This is a genomic window from Streptomyces millisiae, assembly GCF_031845425.1.
In the GTDB taxonomy this organism is placed as follows: domain Bacteria; phylum Actinomycetota; class Actinomycetes; order Streptomycetales; family Streptomycetaceae; genus Streptomyces; species Streptomyces millisiae.
In genome coordinates, this window is sequence record NZ_JAVREM010000286.1 from 1 (window position 1) to 458 (window position 458).

At 68.1% G+C, this 458-nt stretch carries 1 pseudogene; it reads left to right on the plus strand.

Annotated elements, in window-relative coordinates:
* Window positions 1-405: pseudogene (locus RNC47_RS36705) on the plus strand (glycosyltransferase); the annotation flags it as partial.
* Between the last annotated feature and the right edge of the window lie 53 nt (window positions 406-458).

Consider the following 458-nt stretch of genomic DNA (forward strand, 5'->3'; position numbering starts at 1 on the left):
CCCGACTGGCTGCTTCGGCAGACCGCGTCGGCGGCCGCCATGGTGCTGGGCGTGGTGCGGGTGACCGACTGGCGGCATCACCCCGTCGCGCTCGTCCGGCACTACATGCGTTCCTACGAGTCGGGTGCGCGGGGACCCAAGGGGCACAACCACATCCATGGCGCCAACATGGGTTTTCGTGCCGACGTGTACTGGACGCTCGGGGGTTTCCGCCCCCTGGCCACCGGCGAGGACGTCGAGCTGGTCGAAAGGTTCGAGACCGCCGGCTACCGGATAGAACGGGACTCGACGCTGTCGGTGACCACCTCAGCGCGCAAAAACGGCCGGGCGCCCGGCGGCTTCGCAGGCTACCTCCGCGATGTGTCGCGGTCGGTATTTCGTTCGGCCGAAAGGGAATCCGCATGACGGCAGGTTTGGTTCGGAGCTGGCTGGAGTCGGGCCGGTTGGACCTGCCGCTG